The sequence below is a fragment of the Nostoc punctiforme PCC 73102 genome (assembly GCF_000020025.1).
Lineage (GTDB): Bacteria > Cyanobacteriota > Cyanobacteriia > Cyanobacteriales > Nostocaceae > Nostoc > Nostoc punctiforme.
Genome location: NC_010628.1, coordinates 4346365 through 4369715, shown reverse-complemented (window position 1 = coordinate 4369715; position 23351 = coordinate 4346365). Strand labels below are relative to the sequence as shown.

Sequence of the window (23351 nt, the reverse complement as noted above, 5' to 3'; positions counted from 1 at the left end):
CGAGGTTTCTAACTGCCCATTTCACGTTAAGTTGACTTGTCGGTATACATCGCTTGCAGAAGTTTGGGATAATCTAGAAGATATTCAGTCGGTAGCTTGAAATACCTATGACTAGCAAGGAAAAATAGCGATCGCTCTTTGATGCCATTTTTTCAGATTAAATGCAGGGTTGACGGGAGTGGTTACAGGGCTGACGGGAGCGGTTACAAGGTTGACGGGAGTGGTTACAAGGTTGACGGGAGTGGTTACAGGGTTGACGGAAGTGGTTACAAGGTTGACGGGAGTGGTTCCAGGGTTGAAGGTAGTGGCTTCAGGGTTGGCGGTAGTGACTCCAGGGTTCGTTGCGATGCGATCGCTTAATTATAAAAACTCATTGCCAGCAAAGCAATCTCTGAACTTGCTCGCTTAGACAAATAAATCTTTTTGTTTTGCCTATAGACGCAAAGAAGACTGCAAAACAAGTACTTTTAGTCGAATAATAATGTAGAAAAAGTTTGCGGAAAGTTGCATTGCCGGATTGGATAGAAGTAAGAACGCAACCCAAAGTATTCACTTAGCTGGTTCTGGTGGTAAACCGAGCTTGGCACGAAAATCCTTGTCATATCTCGCAGACTGCGACCTAAAATCAGTGAGTTTAAATTGATCAGGAGTCAGGTTTTTGGCACCCCTAAAGTCGGCACCCGAGAGGTTTGCACGCCAGAGGTTTGCACCCTTGAGGTTGGCACCGCTGAAGTTCACATTGACGAGGTTGGCATCCTCGAGGTTGGCATTGCTGAGGTTGGAATTGCTGAGGTCGGAACTACGACTGAGGAAGCGGTCAAAGCTAAGGAAACCCTGGCCAAGTTCAGCATTACTGAGGTTTGCACCGATGAGGTTTACACTCCAGAGGGTTGCACCGCTAAGGTTGGCATCGCTGAGGTTGGCATTCTCGAGGTTGGCATCGCTGAGGTTGGCATTCTCGAGGTTGGCATCGCTGAGGTTGGCATTCTCGAGGTTGGCATCGCTGAGGTTGGCATTGCTGAAATCTTTATTAGCTAGACTCTCACCAGCTTGGACTAGTTTTTCAAGTGCTTGAATTCTTGCCTGACTATCCCTCTTTTCTCTAGCAGCATCAACAGTTTGCCAAAGCTGGTTTATCCTAATCGGTTTCTCAATAACTATGCCCACATATACTGATAAACCCAGTGGGATAATTAAGAAAAAAGCAATTGACCGAAAGCGATTATTCCGTCTTTGTCTGACACTTGCTTGAATAAACTCAATAGCTAGGTCAGATAATCTTAAGTTCTCAGTTTGTTGCTTCTGAAAATCTTCTACTTCTCTTAACCGCTTCCCCTGAAAGAGATAATCCTTAACTCTTCGCCTATATCGCCATTCAATAGCTGCCGCTTCAATTTTCCGCTTTTGTCGCAGTATGTCCCGACTTTCCTCAATCCATTTGCGTAATAGCGGCCAATGGCGAATCAGTGCTTCATGTGCCACATCTACCACAGCAATTTGATTAGATAAGGTACTGGTAACAACTAGCTTTTCATCAGCTAACCGTTGAATTATTCTATGAATCACAATTTCTGGATACTGGGAAGTAACTAAATCTCGTTGCACAACCTGTCTGCGTGTATCTTCTGTTCCTTCTCCCAACTGCGTCAATTCTAAAAAAATCCGCTTTGTTGCTTGCTGTTCCTCAAGTGATAATGACTCATAAACTTCTGTAGCGCGTGTTTGCAGGGTTCCCCTGACTCCACCTAGTTTGCTATAGGTAGTCAAGGTTAACCGTTCTTCGGTTCTTTGCTGCCATAGTTCTGTCAGCGTGTATTGCAACAACGGTAAACTCCCCGGTGAATTTTTTACATCTGCAATCATCTGAGAAACTAATTCCGGTTCTACTGCTAAGTTCACCTGTTGGGCAGGTTTGATAATTGCTGTTTCTAATTCCTCCCGATTCATCGGTGTTACTGTTACTAAATGCTCTTGAATTTTCTTAGCAAGTCCGCCATACTCTTGTTCCAGACATTTACTAAAAAAATCAGCCCGCATTGTAATTATTAAGCAGAGTTTCTTGTCATCCCGTTGCAAAGCACCTAGCACACATTCAAAAAACTGCTGTCGTTTTGTAATGTCTTGACATTGAGTAAAAGCTTCCTCAAATTGGTCTACCACTAGCACTAAGCGCTGAGTTTGTGCAGCAGTAATCAACTGTCCTAAACCAACTGCACCTCTAGCTATTAATTCTTCAGCTTTCGCTAACTGTGAGGCTCGGTCAATATCTGATAATTCTGATTCTACAAATGCCAGTGCTAAATTTTGTAAGGGGTTAATCCCTGGTCGAAATATTTTTAACTGCCAAGTATCGCTACCTGATAACCTATGTCCTAACTTTAATTGATAAAGTAAACCGGCTCTGACAACACTAGATTTGCCACTTCCTGATGCTCCCAACACAGCGAGGAAATTACCCGATCGCACTTTTTCTAATAATTCGTCGGTTAACGCTGTTCTGCCATAAAATAAGTTGGCATCTGCTTCTGTGCAATCAAAATAAGACAAGCCTTTGTAAGGACAAATAGCTGATACTTGTACTGTGGAGTTAACAGGAGAGGAATTCCATTTGCGGGTGAGATTAATTGCTTCACCAGAGTTAGCAAAAATGGGACGCTGCGGGAACGGGTGATGTTCTTGATTGAGCAAGTCTACTAAAGTGTAGTTACTTACCCAACGGTCTTGTTTTGGTTCCAAACCTTTCAGCAGTGCGGCGGTTAGGACGCTGTGTTGGCTGTTAATCTCTTCAAAAGCTACTTCAAAATCACGAGAAGCCGCAATAAAACACCTGTCTCTACCTTTACCCCGATCGCCTGGATCTGCCTCTGCAAAATTTAGCACCTCTCCGCTATAGCAGCAATCCAAAATTACAATTTGTTGTCTTACCTCACTTTCTTGCAGCAGTCGCCGCAGCCATTGCAAAGATAATCCCCAATTACCCGCATCGGGGTTGACTTCACTCGTTGCTAAAAAACCTTCCTGAATTCCTAAATTTTTCCGTAACCCATGACCAGAAAAATACAGCAACGCTGTGTCTGGTGGCTTCCCATCTGGTTTAAATAATTGGACGATCGCTCTTTCTAACTGAGTTAAACTAACTTTAGTTTGCTTACCAATGCGAATCGTCTCATTTTCCTTGTCTTTGACTGCTGGGAGCCGCGTTACCCGAAATTCACCATATTGTTGTAAGATTTGAGCGATCGCTTCACCATCGGCAGCTGGTGCGTTGAGACTCTTTAAGCAGTCATACGTATTAATTCCCACCACCAAAGCGTCTCGACTCATCCTGCAAAGCCCTATGATAGTTGTGCCGAATTATTTCCAGCTTCTACAAGAAATTTACCGCATTTTCCGTAAAATTTTGTAGATAAGCACCGCTGGGCTACCTTAGACGCAATTCTTTTAGGCGAGATTTAATCCTATGGCTCAACTCACACCTATTCAGTTAGAAGATGGCACGATTATTTACATTGAGGCTACAGATAATATAGATGCACCACCAGTCATTACCGAAGTTACTCCAGAGGGAGAAGAAGAAGCGCTAATTGATAAGGGATGGGATGCTGATGCTGCACAAAAACAGATAGTCCAAAATTTCCAAGCAATTGAAGGTACAATTCGGGCTTACACTGTTTATTCACTCAATGCTTTTAAGAAAATCCCTGTTGCTAATATTGATAAAGTCACTCTAGAATTTGGCATCAAAGTTGGCGGTGAAGCAGGTATACCTTATGTTACTAAAGGCACGGCTGAAAGTAATCTGAAGATAACGGTAGAGTGTTCGTTTCCTGACCAACCGGAAAAGAAAACTCAGCAATCATGAGTGAGAGTATTGACGCAGCCAAAATTTCGATTATTATTCCGGCTATTAATGAAGCGGGGAATATTAAAAAAGCCATTGCTACGACTCAAGGCAGTATAAATATAGAAGTCATTGTAGTCGATGGTGGCTCTAGTGATGATACTGTAGCGATCGCTCAATCTTTAAATGTCAAAATTATTTCATCATCTCCCGGTCGTGCTATGCAAATGAACGCGGGTGCTGTAGCGGCTAGTGGGGAAATTCTGCTGTTTCTCCATGCAGATACCCTTTTACCTGCTGGGTTTGATGAGATGATTTGCACAGCGCTACAACAGCCTGGGACTGTGGCTGGTGCATTTAAGTTGCGAATTGATGCACCACTTTTAAGTTTACGATGGGTGGAGTGGGGAGTAAATGTGCGATCGCATTTTTACCAAATGCCCTATGGCGACCAAGCAATTTTTTCTAAAAAAGCAGTATTTCAACAAATTGGCGGTTTTCCTGAATTGCCTATCATGGAAGACTTTGAACTCATGCGTCGTTTAAAACGCATCGGACGGATTGTAATTATTCCCACACCAGTTGTTACCTCAGCCCGTAGATGGTTACAAAAGGGAGTGTTTAAAACTACGCTACTTAATCAAATAGTAATTATTGCTTATTTACTCGGCGTTTCACCTGAGCGAATTTGTCGCTGGTATCGCCAAGAAAAATTTAAGAGGATTTAAGCTGTTTCTCATGTAAGTAATATATCTTAAGGGCATTGGATTTGAAGTGTTAAGGTTCTGAACACGAAGTTTGAGGTTCTGAACATGAAGCTTTAGGTTTTGAACATGAACTTTCAGATTTTAAAGATAAAACTTATAAAAATGAGGAAGTCTGTATTAAATTCCAAACTCAAACTACTACTCTTAAGTTGCCTGATTGCCACTCTCATAATTGCTGCTAAACAGTTAAACTTTCAGGGACTTTTACAGGCATCAGTCATTTGGGTTGAGAGTCTTGGAGTTTTAGGGCCTATCGCTTACATAGTCATTTACAACTTGGCAACATTACTGTTTATCCCCGGTTCCCTCCTAACACTTAAAGGCGGTTGTCTGTTTGGAGTATTTTGGGGGTCAATATATGTGTTAATTGCTGCAATGGTCGGAGCAACTTTAGCTTTTATTATTGGACGCTACCTTTCGCGCGATTGGGTTTCTCGACAAATGGAAAAACATCCTAAATTTAAAGCGATTGATTTAGCAGTTGCCAAAGAGGGATGGAAAATTGTCTTGTTGACTCGTCTTTGTCCCATTTTTCCTTTCAATTTATTAAATTATGCTTTTGGAGTCACACAGGTTTCTCTCAAAGACTATATATTAGGTTCCTTCGGCATTATTCCCGGTACTTTGATGTACGTTTATATTGGTTCGTTAGCTGGTAATCTTGCCATGATTAACACATCTCATCAACCAATTACCCCAGAAACTCAAGCCTGGCAATGGATAATGCGAGTAGTTGGGTTGATTGCTACCGTTGCTGTAACTGTGTATATCACAAAAATTGCTCAGAAAGCATTAGCTCAAAGTGTGGCAGTAGAAGAAATCACAACCCATGAAAAAACTAACAATCATTCAGATATTTAAAAGTATTGAAGCCAGAAACTTCCAAAAGTTTTTTAGCCTAGGATTAATATTATTGATATTGGCGAGTGCTTTCGCATTAAACACAGACGCGGCTTTAGCAGAAGAATCTGCAAATCCAAATTATTTCAATCCTCAAACCATTTTACGGGACTCGTTGCAGTGGATTGATAGCCTGGGTGCGTTGGGAGCCATAGCTTTTATTGCCCTTTATATTATCGCCACCGTCGCTTTTTTCCCAGGTTCTATTCTCACCTTGGGAGCGGGTGTAATTTTTGGTGCAGTTTGGGGTTCTATCTACGTATTTGTCGGTGCAACCCTTGGCGCTACTGCTGCTTTCCTTGTAGGACGTTATTTAGCAAGAAACTGGGTTGCTGGTAAAATCGCGGATAACAAAAAATTTGCCGCCATTGACGAAGCGGTAGGTAAAGAAGGATTAAAAATTGTCCTGTTAACGCGACTATCCCCGATATTTCCTTTCAATTTGCTCAACTATGCCTTTGGCATCACAGGAGTTTCACTTAAAGATTACTTCATCGGCTCTCTAGGCATGATTCCCGGAACCATTATGTACGTTTATATAGGTTCCCTTGCAAGTAATCTTGCCATGATTGGCACCGAAGCTCAACTTACTAACCCAACTTTACAATGGGCAATTCGGATTTTGGGTTTGATTGCGACAGTAGCCGTTACAGTTTATGTAACCCGGATTGCACGCAAAGCTTTAGAAGAGGAATTGTAGGTACTCCACTGTGGGCTATTCAATAGCAAATTGCTGTAAATTATTGATTGTTGAAACGTTTATACAGGAAAACTTTAATCGTATCTGTCAATTCCCAAACGGACAAAACAATTCAAAGGCTGTATTTATTATTAAACAAACATAAAAAATAAGAGACTGAGCCACCTAAATTTATCAGGATTATTAATTTTTAATTCCTCCTAAAGGTAGTTGACTTTAGCATTTTCAATTCTTAAAAGAGGTTTCGCCAATGACCAATTCAGATTTAGAGAGAGTCACGGTTCGCCCAACGGATGAGTATAACCAAAAGTTGGTGTCTTACGTCCATCCGCCAAACTGGGTTAATCCTCAACCCGCAGATGTTTATGATTTGGTAGTAATTGGGGCTGGTACGGCGGGATTAGTTGTGGCAGCGGGTGCTGCGGGTCTAGATTTGGGTTTAAAAGTGGCGTTAATTGAAAAGCATCTCATGGGTGGAGATTGCTTAAATGTTGGTTGCGTACCATCTAAAACTATTATTCGGTCTGCCCGTGTAGTTGGCGAAATCTGGGATGCTAAAGACTTGGGAGTTAATATTCCCCAACATAATATAGATGTTGATTTTCCCAAAGTCATGGCAAGGATGCGGCGAATCAGGGCTGATATCAGCCCTAATGACTCAGCGGAGCGGTTTCAAAAGTTGGGTGTCGATGTATTTTTGGGTAGCGGTCGATTTGCGAGTAAGAATACCGTGGAAGTTGGCGGCAAAACCCTGCGGTTTAAAAAAGCTGTAATTGCTACTGGCGCAAGAGCCGCACAACTATCGATTCCGGGGATTGAAAAGGCGGGTTATCTAACGAATGAGACGGTTTTTTCGCTGATTCAACGACCGGAACGTTTAGCGGTGATTGGTGGCGGCCCCATTGGTTGCGAATTGGCGCAAGCTTTCCGGCGCTTGGGTTCTGAGGTGGTACTTTTCCATAGCGGTTCTCATCTTCTGAATAAAGAAGACGCTGAAGCTGCTGAAATTCTGCAAAAGGTTTTGATTAGGGAAGGAATTCGCGTAGTGTTGAATTCCAAATTAGAAGAAGTAGTAACTGTTACTGAAGGGAAACGGCTTTACTTTTCTTCTAATAGTCATCGAGATTCGGTGACAGTAGATGAAATTTTAGTCGGTGCGGGGCGATCGCCAAATGTCGAAAATCTAAATTTAGAAGCTGTGGGTGTAGAATACGACAAGCACCAAGGTGTGAAGGTAAATGATTATCTCCAGACGACCAATCCCAAAATTTATGCAGCTGGCGATATCTGCATGAACTGGAAATTTACCCATGCTGCTGATGCTGCGGCGCGAATTGTAATTAAAAATACTCTGTTCTCTCCCTTTGGCATAGGACGCTCGAAACTCAGTAGTTTGGTAATGCCGTGGGTAACTTATACTGACCCAGAAATTGCCCACGTGGGGATGTACGAACACGAGGCGCAGAAATTGGGTATTGAGGTGACGACAATCAAAATACCTTTTAGTAGTGTAGACCGAGCGATCGCAGATGGTGAAGAATCAGGATTTCTGAAAATCCACCATAAAAAGGGGTCTGATGAAATAATCGGTGCAACTATTGTCTCTAGTCACGCAGGTGAGATGATTTCAGAAGTGACTACAGCAATGGTGAATAAGCTTGGTTTGAGTAAGTTAAGCAGTGTAATTCATCCTTATCCCACTCAAGCTGAAGCGATTAAAAAAGCAGCTGATGCTTATCGCCGCACACTTTTAACATCAAATACCAAAAAATTGTTGGGATTTTTGACTAAGTTATCTTAATAAAAATCAGTGAACAATCGAATAACTGTTCACTGATAATTGATACAGCAGTTTTCAAGTAAATGAGGTATGAAGTACAGGATTCAAAAAATCAGACATAAAAAGTTTACTTCCTTCTTTCTGCCTCCTGCCTTCTGCCTCCTGCCTTCTTCAAGTCATCTCTAAGCAGGTCGGAAGCGATCGATTTCACCCCCGGTCAAGTTTGCATAGTACAGATTGCCATCTAGTCCAGTGGTGATTTGTGTAGGCACTCCTAGATTTGGCGTGTCTGCTGGAGAAGCAAACCGCTTAACAGAGGTAAGTTTGCCCTGGCTATCAAATTTCAAAGCATCGATAGTTCCTTGACTGAAATCACCTACGAATAACGCACCTTGATAGATTGATGGGAAAGTATTGCCTGTGTAAAAGTCACCTAAAACAATTGAATTGGAACTAAAATGCTTGTAAGTGTAAACTGGTGCTGTAACAGTTTTGCCACTACTATAAAAGTCTTTTGCTGCATTTAGGGTCGCATATTTTGGTTGTTGCAGGCTGACGATGTTGCCATTCGCATCAAGACCTCCTTCATAGAACGGCCAGCCAAAGTTAGCTCCTGGTTTTCCGACGTTGACCTCTTCGTAAGTATCAAAGCCAACATCACCCATAACAGGGGTATTGGTCTTCTTATCAATTGTGAAACGGAAGGGGTTACGCAGACCTAAGTTATAGACCTTGGAACGATTGCTATTGGGATCGCCGTTGTAGAAAGGATTACTTGATAAACCTTGACCAGTAATAGCATCAATATGCAGGATCTTGCCGGACAGATTATCGATATCCTGAACGCGAATTGCTCGCGGATCTATCCCATTGTAAGAAGTCCCGTCCCCTAAGCTCACAAACAGAGAACCATCGGTCCCAAAGCGCACAGCACCAACTGAGTGAGATTCACTATCGTTGGCTATAAAATTCTGGATATTTTGAACTTTATCGAGATTATTGAGATAATCCTGCAAGCTAGTAAACGGCTTACCAGTATCTTTGTTGAGAATTCCTGATGGTGCGTAGCCAAGTGAGACATTTGTGCTATTTCCATCTGGATGACTAATATTATTCCAAGTGGCATTAGTACCCAGTAGGACAAATTGGCTGCCAGCAATGGCAGTAGTGTAATTCGTTTTGGGGTCAGCTGTTACCCGAATTAGCTGTGCAGTCCGATTCCCATTCTGATCGGGATTGTCCAATGTGCTATTGGCATTGTTCTTAGGGTTGTTTGGATTAGTTTCTGGTGGATCGTAAGTATACAAGAGGTAAACATAGTTGTTGCCTGTTGGACTTTTGCCAAAATCTGGATGTACGGCAATGCCTAAAAGACCGCGATCGCGCGTGTCATTTACCTGTCCAGAAATATCGATAAATGGTGTTGCTAATAATTTGCCGTTGTCTAAGACTCGCACGACCCCATTTTTCTGGGCAACGAACATCCGCTTTTGGTCAGCTGTCCAGTCAAAAGCTGTGGGTTGATTCAAACCAGAAGCTACCGTATCTAAAGCAAACTTACCAGAGTCATCATCAAGAATCGTAATATTTGTCTGTTGATTAGTTAGTTGGACTCCAATTGCATTACTGAAGTTCAAAGTAAATGTTTCATTTGATTCCCCAACGTTGTCATTAATAATGGGGATAATAATGTTTTGCTGGCTTTGTCCTGCTATAAAACTCAAGGTTCCAGATTTACTTTGGTAGTCAGATCCAGCTTTAGCAGTTCCATCCACTGTTGTGTAGTTGACACTAGCAGCCCCTACAGTGTTACCTCGTGTAGCTATCACCGTAGCTGTACCAGCACCCTCATTAACTACTGGCGCACTAAAATCGATGCCAGAGCGATCGTTATCTTGAATCGTAATTCCGAGAGTTCTTTGGAGCCCTAGTGTTGCTCCCCCTGGCTGATCGATAACAAAACTAAAGGTTTCATCCACTTCTGTAGATGAATCGTCATTGATCTGAATTGATACCTGTCTGCTACTTTCCCCCGGCGCAAAAATAATTGTGCCAGCGCTTTCGGTGCCATCACTTCCGTAGTCAACTCCTGCTGTGGCAGTACCAGCTAGGGTTGCATACTTGATTGAAGATGTGCTGCTTAAATCACCAGTCCTGAGCAAAGTTATGTTAACATTACCAGCGCCTTCGTTCACAGTTGTGGAAGACGATCCTAATGTAATTGTGGCCTGAAGAAGTGGTGAATACAGTTGTGACTGAGGAATGATTTCTTTGGTCTGAGTAGCACTTGACCAAGCCAACTTGGAAACGGCAGTGACAGTATTTTCGAAGTATTCAAGCTTAATATCATACTTCTGACCTGCAACTAGTGCGATCGAGCCGACAGATTCAGTGGCAGATTGATTGACAAATTGATTGATGATTTGCTGACCATTCACCCAGAGTCGCACACCATCATCAGCCGTGGTATAGAAGTTGTAAGTCTCACTGTACTTGGCTTGCACCTGACCTGTCCAACGTGCTGAGAAGGTATCTGCACCAACGGTCGGATCTGGAGAACCATAACCCCAGTCATTGTTCACCGTCGCATCTGTACGAGTTACCTTCAGGTTGGTGAAGTCGATGTTGTCGTAGTACTCTGCTTTGAGTCCGTTGCCGTTGCCAATAGCAGGTCCGGCGCTTTGACTATAAAGTTGTGACTGAGGAATGATTTCTTTGGTCTGAGTAGCACTTGACCAAGCCAACTTGGAAACGGCAGTGACAGTATTTTCGAAGTATTCAAGCTTAATATCATACTTCTGACCTGCAACTAGTGCGATCGAGCCGACAGATTCAGTGGCAGATTGATTGACAAATTGATTGATGATTTGCTGACCATTCACCCAGAGTCGCACACCATCATCAGCCGTGGTATAGAAGTTGTAAGTCTCACTGTACTTGGCTTGCACCTGACCTGTCCAACGTGCTGAGAAGGTATCTGCACCAACGGTCGGATCTGGAGAACCATAACCCCAGTCATTGTTCACCGTCGCATCTGTACGAGTTACCTTCAGGTTGGTGAAGTCGATGTTGTCGTAGTACTCTGCTTTGAGTCCGTTGCCGTTGCCAATAGCAGGTCCGGCGCTTTGACTATAAAGTTGTGACTGAGGAATGATTTCTTTGGTCTGATTAGCACTCGACCAAGCCAACTTGGAAACGGCAGTGACAGTATTTTCGAAGTATTCAAGCTTAATATCGTACTTCTGACCTGCAACTAGTGCGATCGAGCCGACAGATTCAGTGGCAGATTGATTAACAAATTGATTGATGATTTGCTGACCATTCACCCAGAGTCGCACACCATCATCAGCCGTGGTATAGAAGTTGTAAGTCTCGCTGTACTTGGCTTGCACCTGACCTGTCCAACGTGCTGAGAAGGTATCTGCACCAACGGTCGGATCTGGAGAACCATAACCCCAGTCATTGTTCACCGTCGCATCTGTACGAGTTACCTTCAGGTTGGTGAAGTCGATGTTGTCGTAGTACTCTGCTTTGAGTCCATCTCCCTGAGAAAGCACACTGGCGCTAGCCCGAGGAGAACTACTTGGTAGCGTCTGATCAAGGGTTTGTAGAGATGGATCGCTATTTACAGGTGCTACCACCGTAGGATTTTGATTCTGTAACTCATTCATTGAAATATATGCCTCACAATAGTTCTAAAACTAATTCCATAATTAATGCTGTGAAACTAGTTTGAGAATGGGTATTTCCAACAAAAAATGCGTAATTTTACTAGCTGTAAACATATTAATAAGATAGCAGTAAATTTCCTTATTAGTATGTTTGTTGCATGTAATATTCTCTTTTAATTACTGATAGAAACTATTTCTTTTATATATGCTCTTTAGCTCATATCCCTTTCTAATGGGCTGTCTATTTGTATCAATCTCAAAATGAACGAGCATGACCTGATGTACCTTTATATATATTCTTTGATAGTAGATTATATAAAAGAATTGGTACTACAAGAAATACTAGATATTAATTATCGCAAGGGTGTAATAGTCTTTATAAATCGTTTTTTTGCGACAAGCTTATGATTTTTAATTAAATTCACTTTGGTGAATTTAATTAAAAATTATAAGTAACTTCTCTTAAGAGCTTTTAACCTAACTAATATGCAGTTACATAAAGTTGAGACAAAGCAAAACCAGGATATGAGATAAATGCTTAAGTAGTCGAAGGTTATATTCTACATGCGGGTACTTAAGTAGTGCCATTAGATTGATCAACTACACATTGGACACTATATCACGGTGTTATGTCTATGTTTTTTATAGAACTTTATTTAAAATTTCACATTGCTGTATACCTTTTTAAAGGAATATAAAAGTTTTAATGATTTTTAAATAAAAATTCCCAATATAGGGAATGATCCCATGTTTTCTAGCCCCATAGTTATTAATTACATGAAAATTGTATAAAGAAAAATTGTACTACTTAAAGATTTGAAAAAGTAATATTTATCTATGCTTTATCTTGACTGTTAATTCATATTTTTGTTATAAGAAATAGGAGAGATATAGTGCTAATAAGCTAGTCAGTGAAGCGAAAAGTTTTGTAAAAGCTTTATCAGTCATGCATTTAAGCTAGGGAACACAATCTGCTGTAATTTGCTGATTATCGTGCTTTTCGAGTAAACCTGTTTTAGGTGGATTATCCAGCGAATGGCTATGAGACTCTCCTCGTAAGGGTACGACGCTGAATGCAAGGACTTATCAACGTCCAAAACCCTAACTTTTTCGTTAATTTACAAAAGTTTTTAATTTACTCAAACTTAGAAAAATTACAAATTTGAAGTTGAACATTCCCACTTTCCTTTAGACTAAGGGCAAGTGGGAACTGTTCAAGCTGATTGAAAACAATAAGAAACCACCGAAGATATCTATGCCTTGGGTGGTAGTGTGCAGTCGGGGGCGACAACTATTTGCAGATGAATTTATTAGAAATTGCTCAGAAGCGGGTTGTATTGGTTGTTGGTTTTACTTATAACCAATACACCATTACGGGAACAATTATGAAGTCGCAAGAGAAAATTTTAACAAAAGTGGTGACACTGGCGGCGTTTATCCCTTTGCTGACTGGTGCTGGTGTTGATGTGGGTGACCAGTCTTCTACAGTGGTGATTGGAGGGATGAACATCGATGAAATGCGATCGCTTGGCACATTGCAGGTAGTTGACCGAGAAACGATGTCTGACGACGACAAGGCGCTTTCCATCTACGCTGGGGCATTATTAGGAGGAATGTTAGGTGCGATCGCTACTTTCTAGGCTTACTTTCTGCAAAAGCGATTAGAAGTAGCGATCGCTGCGCTAGCCTGGTAGCTATTTCTGTTTTAGCTTCTATCCCTGGTTCAGCACTGCCGTTTCTATTTCGCTACCTCCGTTTAGATCCGGCATTGATTTTAAAGTTATGAAGGTAGTCATTGGTCATTAGTGAATAACAAACTACAAACGACAAATGACTAATTTTTACAATTCTGATTCCGTCACCGGAGCAACAATTTCGCCAGTACCCAATTGCAGTATCATGTCCTGTTCAGTAATTAATCCACTGAGTTCTTTTACTTGTAAATTCATTTCTTCACAAGCTTGTCTGAGTTCGCGGGCAAATTTGTTGAGGTCTTGACCATAGCCACATTGATAAGCAGCAGTTTCAATTCCTTGCTTGGCATTTGCTCTAGCACAATCTACTAGTTCTGTGCCATATAGTGGTGTAGGAGATGCCATAGACGTAGTTATTATCTCTTAAATGTACGCTGCTGAATAGACTATCAATATTTCAATTTTTACTCATCCCTCTAATGGAAGACAATGAGGGTAGAGTTAGACGTAAAAAGTTAGGAGTTAGAAGTTAATAGGTTAGAATTTTTAACTCTGATAACTTTAGTTTTTGAATTTGGAATTCAAGGAAAAATATAAAATTCTAAATTCTATGACTTCTAAATCCTAACTTTTTTAATTAGCCATTGACTACTTCGCCACCATTTACGTGCAGCACTTGTCCAGAGACATAAGAAGCATCATCAGATGCTAGAAATACATAGCTAGGAGCAACTTCTTCTGGCTGTCCGGCTCGTTGCATTGGTACTTGTTTCCCAAAACTCTCAACTTTCTCTTCTGGGAACGTTGAGGGAATTAAAGGTGTCCAAATTGGTCCTGGTGCGACAGCATTAACGCGAATTCCTTTTGAAACCAAATTTTGTGATAAGGAGCGGGTAAAAGCAACGATCGCACCTTTTGTAGAAGAATAATCTAGCAGTTGTGGGCTACCTTTATAAGCTGTTACCGATGTGGTATTGATGATAGCACTGCCTGTTTGCAAATGCTTGAGTGCAGCTTTAGTCATAAAAAACATTGAGAAGATATTAGTGCGGAAAGTTCGCTCTAATTGTTCTTTAGTGATTTCTTCAATACTTTGTTTAGGATGTTGTTCGGCAGCGTTGTTGATGAGAATATCGAGTTTGCCAAACTCACCAACTGTTTGTTGGATAGCTTGCTGACAAAAAGTTTCATCGCCAATATCGCCTGCGATAGTTACTGCACGACGACCTTGTTTTTCTACCAGATGTTTTGTTTCTTTGGCATCGTCGTGTTCATTTAGGTAAAGGATAGCAACATCTGCACCTTCTTTAGCAAATGCGATCGCTACAGCACGACCAATACCACTATCTGCACCCGTAATCAATGCTACTTTATCTTGCAACTTACCACTACCCCGATACTGGGCATCATCTGCTTTCGGTTTTGGTGTCATTTCTGATTCAACACCTGGAACTTCTTGCTGCTGTGGTGGTTGCAATGTTTGCTCTTTTTTCTCTTTTGATTTAGCCATAGGTTTTTTCTTGGTAATTGAATATTGAATTGGGCATTTATTACCCCCATCTTTCTCATTAGCCATTTTCAAAAGCAAACCCTGGATCAAAAATTTAACCCAAGGTTTGTTTTCTGCTTTGGCTCCTACTTGCCATTTGCAATTTTTCGGATATACATATCCCGAATTCGTACTAAAGGCATTTATTTCTAGCAATTGTAGGCGGCTGACGTTATTTCTACTCAAACATGACAGACACTATTCACCTGACGGCAAAAACAAGTATAAAACTATGATTCGATGAAATAGTTATGCCTTTCATCTGCTATTAAGTTAACTATTAAGTTGCTGTAATTTATCGCTCCATAGAGGTAAACTAAGCTTAGATTTGCTCAACCTTAAGACGGAAAACGAATTAAATAATAAGAGTTATTGAATTAATTAATCATGATTCTTATAGCTCACTCAAGAACCGCGCTATTTTCGATAAATGAAAATATAGATTTCTACTTTTTCACTTTGTAGTTGCACAACTACCTAGCAGTCTGTCAAGTTTAAATTTATAGATATAGGAATCCGCTTGGATTTTTGTTTGTGCAGTATGGGGTAGCCATAGTTACTGGGTGGGCAGGCTACAGCCAATAAGAAAGAAGGATTTTTGATTTGTACGGGCTTTTTTCACGTAATCAAATATGAGTCCTATGGACAATTTTAGATTAATGAGTTTAGTCCTTATTCTCTAAGTACTAAACTCATTACTACAAACCTTTAAAACTAACTTGACAGAATAGTAATATTATGCATTTAATTTCATCACTATTAATTTAGGCTGATATCTGCATAGCCACATTTTTGTAGGATAAAGTACTTGCTGACCAGTTATCAAACTAATAGGCCAAAAGCCTGTATGGTACGCTACATTGGGATTATTAGAGGGCAGTGGTTATGGCAATACTAAATATTTCCGAGTTAGAGCAGGTTGAAAAGTTTCGCCAATTACAATTAACCCTGCGCGATCGCTGGAAAACGATCGAGTCATTTGACAATAGTGAAGCGGATATTTTAATTATTCCCTCCCTAAGTATTGACCAGCGCGAACTCCAAAAGATTGAAGGGTGCGAACATTATGAAGAAAGATTACTATTTTCTTTAATTCGGTTGCAGAATCCCCGGACTCGCCTGATTTATGTAACATCAGTACCACTGCATCCTAGTATCATTGATTATTATCTGCAACTTTTGCCAGGAATCCCCTTTTCTCATGCTCGCAATCGCTTGCTGCTACTTTCTACTTACGATTCTTCCCTTAAACCTCTCAGCCAAAAGATTTTAGAACGTCCCCGTCTATTAGAGCGGATTCATCAATCTTTGAGACTAGACAAATCATTTATGATCTGCTACAACTCTTCGCACTGGGAAGGCGAATTGTCTTTAAAATTAGGTGTACCACTCTATGCTGCTGCACCAGATTTACAGATTTGGGGGACAAAAAGTGGCAGTCGGCAAATCTTCAAGGGAAGTGGAGTACCGCATCCAGATGGCAGCGAAAAAATTTGGAACCACACAGATTTGGCAGAAGCTACCAGTGACTTGTGGGAAAGACAACCGACATTAAAACGGGTAGTGGTAAAACTCAATGAAGGCATTTCGGGAGAGGGAAATGCCTTGCTCGATCTAAGACCAATTGAGAATTTAGCGCCAGGTATTGGTACTCATGCTCAAAGGGTAGCAGCAATTAGCGATCGCTTCTCAACAATGCGCTTTCAAGCAAAACTTGAGACTTGGGATAATTTTTCGGGAAGAATCCCAGAATTAGGGGCAATTGCCGAAGCATTTGTGGAAGGGGAAATAAAGCGCTCGCCCAGTGTCCAAGGACGGATCACACCCACTGGCGAAGTGGAAATACTTTCAACCCACGACCAAATTCTCGGAGGACCAGACGGTCAGATTTATCTTGGTTGTCGCTTTCCGGCTGATGAAAGCTATCGATTGCAATTACAACAATTAGGACTACAAGTTGGTAGAACGCTAGCAGAGAAAGGTACTTTAGAGCGATTTGGTGTAGATTTTATCGCCGTTGACAAGGGTAATGGTGAGTGGGATATTCAGGCGATCGAAATTAATCTGCGTAAAGGCGGTACAACTCATCCATTCATGACCTTGAAATTATTAACCAACGGTCGCTACGATCTTTCTACGGGTTTATTTTATAGTCAGCAAGGTCGTCCAAAATACTACATTGCTACTGATAATTTGCAAAAAGAGCGCTATCAAGGATTATTACCTAATGATTTGATGGATATCATCGCTCATCACAGACTGCATTTCGACAGCGGTACAGAAACAGGCACAGTGTTTCATCTCATGGGTTGTCTTTCGCAGTTTGGTAAGTTGGGATTAACCAGCATCGGTGATTCTCCGCAACAAGCACAAGATATTTATAACAAAGTTGTCAAGGTTTTGGATGAAGAAACCCGCAGCGAAAATCGTGATTTTTCGGCGTTTTCAGATTATTCTTTTCCCGTAGCTTGGGATGAATATAGGTAAAAGACATCTCCAGAAATGAAATATACGTTATCTATAACCCTTGTGGAGATGTACTATTAGCTAAATTAGTTCTGAATGCGATCGCTATTAGGTAAACTTTGCTGGTTGTTTGGTTCTTTACGAGATTGAGTATAAATATAGGACACCAATGCTAAAGTCAGCCCAATTGCCAAGACTACTCCCAAGATTCGCAAAAAATTGGGAGTAATTTTCGGAGTTAGCTGCCCACTTAGCTTTGGTTGGTAAATAGTGTCATCTAGTGGCACTTGTGGTCTGCCTTGATTGGATGCAGGTCTTGGTTGATACAATGTCACATCTGGCGGCACTTGTGGTCTGCCTTGATTGGATGCAGGTCGCGGTTGAAACAATGTCTTATCTGGTGGCACTGGTTGTCCGCCTTGATTAGCCGCAGGTCGCGGTTGAAACAATGTTTTATCTGGTGGCACTTGTTGTCTGCCTTGATTAGCCCCAGGTCGCGGTTGATATAATGTCTTATCTGGTGGCGCTTGTTGTCCGCCTTGATTAGCTCCAGGTCTCGGTTGATACAAGGTCTTATCTGGTGGCACTTGTTGTCCGCCTTGATTAGCCGCAGGTCGCGGTTGATACAAGGTCACGTCCGGTTTGCTGGGGTTGGGATTATTCACAGGACTCTGTGGACTTTGCTCAACTGGATTAAACTGCCTCGGAACTGTTTCGTTATTTGAACCTTGGTTGTATTTAGGCTGAAGGGGAGGGAGTGGTTCCTCAGATTGGTTTTGCTCAATCGGGTTAAATTGTCTGGGAATAGTTTCGTGATTTGAACCTTGATTATGTGCAGATGGGGGACGGAGAACGGTGTCGTCGTTCGATTGTCTGGGAACAGTTTCGTGATTTGAACCTTGATTGTATGCAGATGGGGGACGGAGAACAGTGTCGTCGTTTGATTGTCTGGAAACAGTTTCGTGGTTTGAACCTTGATTATATGCAGATGGAGGACGGTAAACGGTGTCGTCGTTTGACTGTCTGGGAATAGTTTCGTGGTTTGAACCTTGATTATAGGAAGGTTGTGATTGCCCGATAGCTTTTCCGGGTAAATTAATAGTGTTTGTGACAGATTTGGCAGCAGCTTGCAAAGCTTGATTCAATTCTTCTACCGTTGCAAATCGGTTCGCTGGGTTCTTGTGGAGGCATTTCATCACCACTGCTTCCAATTCTGTGGAATAATGCTCACAACCTGGCTGCGATCGCAGTGGCTTCGGTGGTTCATAAGCATGAGCTAATACCCAAGAAGCCTCGCTGACATGACTACCCTTAATGCTGATTCCAAAGGGATCGGCAGCACTCAGCATTTCATAAAGGATAATTCCTAAACTGTAAATATCACCCCTTGCATCCAGGTTTTTATCGCTTTGGATTTGCTCAGGGGGTGCATAACGAAATGTCCCAATAAAAGTACTGGTGATATTGGTAATATTGGCATTTTCTGAAGATTCACTCCGAATTTTGGCAACACCAAAATCCAAAACCTTTACCCACTCACCCAAATCTGTAGGTACTAAAAATATATTATCTGGTTTCAGGTCACGATGAACTACCTGAATATGCTCAGTGCTTTTTCCGCCTTCCCGTTGGAGAGTAACTCCTTGATGGGCAAGCTGTAAACCTTTGCAAACTTGCGCCATAATTTTTACCGCCCGCTCAACAGATAGCCGCTTCTCGCGCAGCAGTAATTGTCTGAGCGTTTGCCCGCGTAAATATTCCATTACATAAAATGGAAACCCTTCCGAAGTGAATCCACAATCACTAATTTTAACTATGTGGTCACTTTGCAAAGCAGCACAAACTGCTACCTCACGCTCAAAACGCTTTCTCATTTCTTGTGATGCCACCAGCGTATCTTTGAGCAACTTCAACGCTACCTGTTGACCCACACGGGTGTCCGTTGCCAGGAAGACATCTCCCATGCCACCCCCGCCTAACCGTTTGTCTAAACGATATCGCTCGTTATCACCTACCAAGCGACCAATCCAAGAATTTGAAGGAGGTGGGGATTTCATCTGGGGGAACCCATTCTAGTAACTTTAAGGTTTTGACTTTAGCTCAGATATACTACTAGTATTACAAATATTTTGCTTACTTGGTAACTTAGATGAATATTTAGTAATATATATTACTTAGCCTTTATCTGATTATACTCAGCTTAACATATTACTAACTTAAAATAATGTTAGCAATTTGATAAAATGTTTAAAATTAAGCCCTATGGTACTTTAAATTGGTTCCTGATATAAAGTTAACGCAAATTATACGAGGTCTTTAGCTTCATTAGTGCTGATACTTCGTATGCTATGCGGATAGTCTCTGTTACAGAATATTTAAAGTTTTGCAAAATATATTCTGTCAATGTACTCTGGCGTACATGATTAAGATGTGCTATTGCCATGAGGAACGAGGATGAGTAATGTACTCTCTATAGCCGCCGTGACAGCAGTACTAAAAGTCTTGCTGGAAAATGGCTTAGTCAGCGATCCGATCGCTGCTAGTGTTGGTGATGTGATTGTAACTGCCCTACCGCCCGATCGAATTTCAGTTGAAGCTGACGAGCGGGCTCAAATCAACCTCTTTCTTTATCAAGTAACACAGAACCGCAATGTCGATTGGGTATCTCAGGAATTTCGCAGTAGGCATTCACGTATAAATGGAAACGCATCCTCTCAGAGCCCCCCACTAGCTCTTGACCTCCATTACTTACTAACAGCGTATGGAGCCAAAGATTTTCAGGCGGAGCTTTTATTGGGCTATACAATGCATTTATTACACAAAACACCAGCCATCACATCGGATATTATTGAGAATACTCTGATAAATGCCTCTACAACCAATACCTCAAGTGCTTTTTCGCAAGCTGTAGCAAGTGTATCTGTACCTGATTTAGCTGAACAAATTGGTCAGATTAAACTGACTCCAGAGTTTTTTAACATGGAAGAAACTTCTAAATTATGGTCTGCGTTACAAACACACTATCGACCTTCAGCTACCTATCTGGCATCAATGGTATTGATTGAGAGTAGCAAACCTGAAAATTCTGAAGTCTACATCATGCCCTTGTCTCAACCGATTATAGAGCAAGTTATGGCACCGACAAAGACCGATCAAACGATTGTTACGGGCACAACATTAGTAATTCGTGGTAAACGTTTACGCGGTGAGATTACCCGAATCCGTTTGAGTCATAGGGAGACTTTACTAGTACCTCATGATGTTAAAGAAACACAAATTAGCCTGTTAATCCCATCAGATTTATACGCAAGTGTGCAAGGTATCCAAGTTGTACATCTAACAATGGGCAATGCAGGACAAACAGATTATGTATTTGAATCAAACGTTGCAGCTTTTGTCATCCATCCAACAATTACAGCATTTGTCGCTCAAGTGGAAAATAGCGGTGACAATTTACGCACAGCAGAAATTACCGTTAAATTCCAGCCCAAAGTTGGTAAGGCACAGCGAGTAGTTTTGCGACTCAATGAAGTATCAGTTAATAGCCCGGTAGCTTACTCTTTCTTGGTTGCACCACGCACTGAAGACACCGATGCAATTACTATTCCTGTCAAACATGTAAAACCAGGGACTTATATTGTTCGGGTGCAAGTAGATGGGGCAGAAAGCCCACTGCACAAGAAGAATCAGTCTGGAGCTTATGATTCGCCACAGGTGACAATCTTATGAATGCTACAACAAATCGCAATTGGGATGAGGCAAACTACCGCTATCTATCAGCAGCCCTTGCCTTAGTGCGTGGGATTTTAGAAAATCACACAGCAAAAGAGCAGAATCAATCTGTAGAGAAAAATCAAGAGAATTTACAGCAAGCTTTACAGGAAGCGGCTGCTGCAATGCCTGCGCCATCAGCATTGGAGAGAGTATGCAAAATATTTAGTCTCTCATCCTTTGAACGTGATTTGTTGTTGTTGTGTGCAGGTATGGAGTTGAATGGAGATTTTGCTAAATTGTGTGCCATAACACACGGAGATTTACAACGAGCTTACCCAACTCTAAGTTTAGCTCTGTCCGCTTTACCTAATGTCCACTGGGATGCGATCGCTCCAAATGCTCCCTTACGTCATTGGCGGTTAATTCAAATTGGTGATGGTCATGCCTTGACTCTCAGTCCCGTCAGAATTGACGAACGAATTTTACATTATCTCACGGGCATTCAATATCTTGACGAACGATTAGCTGGCATCATTGAACCATTACCAGAGGTTAGCGATCTAGTCCCGTCACACCAAGATTTAGCAGAGCGAGTAGCAGCAGTTTGGTCGCAAGCTGACAAAATTAATAGCTTACCAATCGTGCAGCTATCTAGTAGCGAAACTACTAGCAAACGCGCCATTGCCGCGGCCATTTGTCAACTCCAGGGTTTAAGTTTGTGGGTAATGCCTGCACAACTGATTCCCTTAGTACCTAGTGAGTTAGATAATCTCATTCGCCTATGGACTCGCGAGACGATTTTAAGTAAGTGTGCGTTACTCATAGACTGCAACGAACTAGATAATAATGATATGGCGCGGCTAAATGCGATCGCACGTTTCATCGAACGCACCAAGGGCTTTTTAATAGTTACAAGCCGAGAACGGATTGGACTAGGACAACGCCTGGTAGTTAATTTTGACGTACATCAACCAACTAGCAAAGAACAAGGTACAGTTTGGCAAGATGCCCTAGGTTCAATGGCATCACAAATGAACGGGCAAGTTAAAACCCTGGTGGATCAGTTTAACCTAAGTGCCGCAACCATCCGGGCTGCTTGTGCAGAAGCCGCAGGACAGTTAGCACAAAAACCAGACAACGATATCACTAGCATTTTATGGGATGCCTGCCGTGTCCAAGCACGTCCGCGCTTGGATGAACTCGCCCAAAGGATTGAGCCATCTGGTGATTGGGAAGACTTGGTATTGCCAGAGGCACAGAAACAAGTTCTCCGGGAAATTGCGGCTCATGTGCGTCAACGCAGTATTGTATATAACAATTGGGGTTTTGGTGGCAAGAGTGCAAGAGGATTGGGAATTAGTGCCTTATTCGCAGGTGCTAGCGGCACTGGTAAAACCTTGGGAGCAGAAGTACTCGCCCATAAATTGCGCCTCGACCTTTATCGGATCGATCTATCATCGGTAGTTAGCAAATATATTGGCGAAACAGAGAAGAATTTGCGCCGGGTATTTGATGCTGCTGAACAAGGCGGGGTGATTTTGTTATTTGATGAAGCTGATGCTTTATTTGGCAAACGTAGTGAAGTTAAAGATGCGCGCGATCGCTATGCCAATATTGAAGTTAGCTATCTGTTGCAACGCATGGAAAGCTACCCAGGTTTAGCAGTCCTAACTACGAACTTAAAAAGTGCAATTGATACAGCTTTTCTGCGCCGAATTCGCTTCGTGGTGCAATTCCCCTTCCCCGATACAACACAACGAGCCGAGATTTGGCGGCGCGTCTTTCCCGCCGACACCCCAACCGCAGACTTAGATGCCCTGCAACTAGCACGGCTAAATGTCGCTGGGGGTAACATCCGTAACATAGCCTTAAATGCAGCTTTCCTCGCCGCCGATGCCGGGGAAGCAGTGCAGATGAAACACGTATTGCGGGCTGCTCAGACGGAATATAGCAAGTTAGAGAAACCTTTAACTGATGCGGAAGTTGGGGGGTGGATGTGAAGGGGGCAGGGGGTAGAAACTCTTTATAATATTTGATATTATCAGCGATTGCTAGGTTTTGTAACTCACCTAAGAGGTTGTTTGAAAAGTTTTAGGCGAATAGAATTCGCTACTACACAAACCAAGTCCACCTTCGTGGACTAAGAGAAAATCAATGATTTTAAGCCACGGAGGTGGGTTTTGACTGTTTAGCCGCGACTTCCAGTCGCCCGGTGAGTAATAAATTAGACTTTTCAAACACCCTCTAAGTGAAGAGTTTTAGTCAGTGT

At 41.9% G+C, this 23351-nt stretch carries 14 protein-coding genes and 1 pseudogene; 10 read left to right on the top strand and 5 right to left on the bottom strand.

What is annotated here, in order from left to right:
* Positions 1 to 178 precede the first annotated feature (178 nt).
* A complete protein-coding gene (locus NPUN_RS17580) occupies positions 179 to 409 on the top strand; it encodes a hypothetical protein (RefSeq protein WP_148220340.1) in 231 nt (76 codons plus the stop codon).
* A gap of 140 nt (positions 410 to 549) precedes the next feature.
* Here the strand turns inward: NPUN_RS17580 and NPUN_RS17575 are convergent, their stop codons facing one another.
* Positions 550 to 3324 (bottom strand): nSTAND1 domain-containing NTPase, encoded by a 2775-nt coding sequence (locus tag NPUN_RS17575; RefSeq protein ID WP_012409857.1) that lies wholly within the window; start codon positions 3322 to 3324, stop codon positions 550 to 552.
* A gap of 136 nt (positions 3325 to 3460) precedes the next feature.
* Between NPUN_RS17575 and NPUN_RS17570 the strand changes: the two genes are divergently transcribed.
* The 5 genes from NPUN_RS17570 (at position 3461) to NPUN_RS17550 (ending at position 8009) form a co-directional block, all read left to right on the top strand.
* Positions 3461 to 3862: a CU044_2847 family protein gene (locus NPUN_RS17570; RefSeq protein ID WP_012409856.1), complete on the top strand. Its 402-nt coding sequence runs from the start codon at positions 3461 to 3463 to the stop codon at positions 3860 to 3862.
* Positions 3859 to 4569 carry a TIGR04283 family arsenosugar biosynthesis glycosyltransferase gene (locus tag NPUN_RS17565; protein ID WP_012409855.1) on the top strand — a complete coding sequence of 237 codons (711 nt, stop codon included), beginning with the start codon at positions 3859 to 3861 and terminating at the stop codon, positions 4567 to 4569. Before NPUN_RS17570 ends, NPUN_RS17565 begins: the two co-directional genes overlap by 4 nt.
* Before the next feature lie 141 nt (positions 4570 to 4710).
* Positions 4711 to 5469 carry a TVP38/TMEM64 family protein gene (locus tag NPUN_RS17560; RefSeq protein WP_041566259.1) on the top strand — a complete coding sequence of 253 codons (759 nt, stop codon included), beginning with the start codon at positions 4711 to 4713 and terminating at the stop codon, positions 5467 to 5469.
* A complete protein-coding gene (locus NPUN_RS17555; protein ID WP_012409853.1) occupies positions 5438 to 6208 on the top strand; it encodes a TVP38/TMEM64 family protein in 771 nt (256 codons plus the stop codon). Before NPUN_RS17560 ends, NPUN_RS17555 begins: the two co-directional genes overlap by 32 nt.
* 250 nt (positions 6209 to 6458) lie before the next feature.
* Complete coding sequence (locus NPUN_RS17550; protein ID WP_012409852.1) at positions 6459 to 8009, top strand: mercuric reductase; 1551 nt, start codon at positions 6459 to 6461, stop codon at positions 8007 to 8009.
* Positions 8010 to 8170: 161 nt separating this feature from the next.
* Here the strand turns inward: NPUN_RS17550 and NPUN_RS37765 are convergent, their stop codons facing one another.
* On the bottom strand, positions 8171 to 11659 hold the full coding sequence (locus NPUN_RS37765) for a PA14 domain-containing protein (protein WP_012409851.1): 3489 nt from the start codon (positions 11657 to 11659) through the stop codon (positions 8171 to 8173).
* Positions 11660 to 12895: 1236 nt separating this feature from the next.
* On the opposite strand from NPUN_RS37765, the pseudogene NPUN_RS39225 reads away from it, so the two are divergent.
* A pseudogene (locus NPUN_RS39225) lies at positions 12896 to 13433 on the top strand (magnesium transporter); the annotation flags it as partial.
* Between the two features lie 67 nt (positions 13434 to 13500).
* Here NPUN_RS39225 and NPUN_RS17535 read toward each other — a convergent pair.
* Positions 13501 to 13758 carry a hypothetical protein gene (locus NPUN_RS17535; protein WP_012409850.1) on the bottom strand — a complete coding sequence of 86 codons (258 nt, stop codon included), beginning with the start codon at positions 13756 to 13758 and terminating at the stop codon, positions 13501 to 13503.
* A 232-nt stretch (positions 13759 to 13990) separates the two neighbouring features.
* Positions 13991 to 14863 carry an SDR family oxidoreductase gene (locus NPUN_RS17530; RefSeq protein WP_041566257.1) on the bottom strand — a complete coding sequence of 291 codons (873 nt, stop codon included), beginning with the start codon at positions 14861 to 14863 and terminating at the stop codon, positions 13991 to 13993.
* A 924-nt stretch (positions 14864 to 15787) separates the two neighbouring features.
* On the opposite strand from NPUN_RS17530, the gene NPUN_RS17525 reads away from it, so the two are divergent.
* The gene (locus tag NPUN_RS17525; RefSeq protein WP_012409848.1) at positions 15788 to 17389 is read left to right on the top strand and encodes a peptide ligase PGM1-related protein; all 1602 of its coding nucleotides are present in this window, start codon (positions 15788 to 15790) and stop codon (positions 17387 to 17389) included.
* A gap of 65 nt (positions 17390 to 17454) precedes the next feature.
* On the opposite strand, the gene NPUN_RS17520 is transcribed toward NPUN_RS17525, so the two are convergent.
* The gene (locus NPUN_RS17520; protein WP_012409847.1) at positions 17455 to 19425 is read right to left on the bottom strand and encodes a protein kinase domain-containing protein; all 1971 of its coding nucleotides are present in this window, start codon (positions 19423 to 19425) and stop codon (positions 17455 to 17457) included.
* Positions 19426 to 19822: 397 nt separating this feature from the next.
* Between NPUN_RS17520 and NPUN_RS17515 the strand changes: the two genes are divergently transcribed.
* Both NPUN_RS17515 and NPUN_RS17510 read left to right on the top strand, forming a co-directional pair.
* A complete protein-coding gene (locus NPUN_RS17515) occupies positions 19823 to 21097 on the top strand; it encodes a Pvc16 family protein (RefSeq protein WP_012409846.1) in 1275 nt (424 codons plus the stop codon).
* Entirely contained in the window at positions 21094 to 23082 is a 1989-nt protein-coding gene (locus NPUN_RS17510) for an ATP-binding protein (protein ID WP_012409845.1), read from the top strand. The genes NPUN_RS17515 and NPUN_RS17510 overlap by 4 nt, the downstream gene beginning before the upstream one ends.
* The last annotated feature ends 269 nt before the right edge of the window (positions 23083 to 23351 follow it).

Coding starts and splice junctions, on each gene's coding strand:
- NPUN_RS17575 (WP_012409857.1), bottom strand. CDS start 3,324: ATGAGTCGAGACGCTTTGGTGGTGGGAATTAATACGTATGACTGCTTA.
- NPUN_RS17570 (WP_012409856.1), top strand. CDS start 3,461: ATGGCTCAACTCACACCTATTCAGTTAGAAGATGGCACGATTATTTAC.
- NPUN_RS17565 (WP_012409855.1), top strand. CDS start 3,859: ATGAGTGAGAGTATTGACGCAGCCAAAATTTCGATTATTATTCCGGCT.
- NPUN_RS17560 (WP_041566259.1), top strand. CDS start 4,711: ATGAGGAAGTCTGTATTAAATTCCAAACTCAAACTACTACTCTTAAGT.
- NPUN_RS17555 (WP_012409853.1), top strand. CDS start 5,438: ATGAAAAAACTAACAATCATTCAGATATTTAAAAGTATTGAAGCCAGA.
- NPUN_RS17550 (WP_012409852.1), top strand. CDS start 6,459: ATGACCAATTCAGATTTAGAGAGAGTCACGGTTCGCCCAACGGATGAG.
- NPUN_RS37765 (WP_012409851.1), bottom strand. CDS start 11,659: ATGAATGAGTTACAGAATCAAAATCCTACGGTGGTAGCACCTGTAAAT.
- NPUN_RS17535 (WP_012409850.1), bottom strand. CDS start 13,758: ATGGCATCTCCTACACCACTATATGGCACAGAACTAGTAGATTGTGCT.
- NPUN_RS17530 (WP_041566257.1), bottom strand. CDS start 14,863: ATGGCTAAATCAAAAGAGAAAAAAGAGCAAACATTGCAACCACCACAG.
- NPUN_RS17525 (WP_012409848.1), top strand. CDS start 15,788: ATGGCAATACTAAATATTTCCGAGTTAGAGCAGGTTGAAAAGTTTCGC.
- NPUN_RS17520 (WP_012409847.1), bottom strand. CDS start 19,425: ATGAAATCCCCACCTCCTTCAAATTCTTGGATTGGTCGCTTGGTAGGT.
- NPUN_RS17515 (WP_012409846.1), top strand. CDS start 19,823: ATGAGTAATGTACTCTCTATAGCCGCCGTGACAGCAGTACTAAAAGTC.
- NPUN_RS17510 (WP_012409845.1), top strand. CDS start 21,094: ATGAATGCTACAACAAATCGCAATTGGGATGAGGCAAACTACCGCTAT.